We start from the raw sequence: 609 nt of genomic DNA, 5'->3' as shown, positions 1-609 counted from the left end.
TATCACCTCCTTTCCCGCCATAATATTTCCTTCGGCCTCACGGATGGCGGAATCGTAACGGGCCTGTCGTTCTTGTGCCAACTGCTGTTCACGGGCGTCTTGCTGCGCCCGCCTTTCATTAGCTTGCCGCTGCCGTTCCGCAGCAATGGGGGCATTGTGGGCTTTTGCTTCCTCATACCGTCCAAGCAGATTGGCAAATCCCAGATCAGCCCACCTGTCCGGGGCTTCCATACTCTGATTGAAAACCCTCTCGATCTCACCCCGGATGCCATGCTCCAGCGTGGGCAGCCATTTCAGGACTTCCTCAAGCCGGTGCCGCTGGTCAATGCCCACCATAAACCCGTCACATGGAATATAAACTGTTTGGAAGAACTCCCGTTTCTTCTCCATTGTGTAGAGTTCAATGCCGTTTTCGTTGTAGAAGCGGTAGTAGTAATGCTTGTTGCCCATCAGGTCTTTGGCAAAGACCCGGTTCTCGTCTTTTTCCTTGGGCGGAAAGATGTCCTTTTTCTTTTCATCCGGTCGGGTATAGCGGGGAGAAAGACCGGTGCGCTCCAAACTGTCTGCAATCAGCTTTTGGACTTTTTCAATACCGCCATGCTTCTCAAC

General features: G+C 52.5%; 1 pseudogene. It reads right to left on the bottom strand.

The annotated features are described in order from the left end of the window. Window positions 1–609 (bottom strand): annotated as a pseudogene (locus tag H8S57_RS18425) (hypothetical protein); the annotation flags it as partial.

Source organism: Lawsonibacter hominis, assembly GCF_014287895.1.
GTDB classification, from domain to species: Bacteria; Bacillota; Clostridia; order Oscillospirales; family Oscillospiraceae; genus Lawsonibacter_A; species Lawsonibacter_A hominis.
The sequence above is the reverse complement of the archived record's forward strand: the minus strand, read 5'-3'. Positions and strand labels throughout refer to the sequence as shown.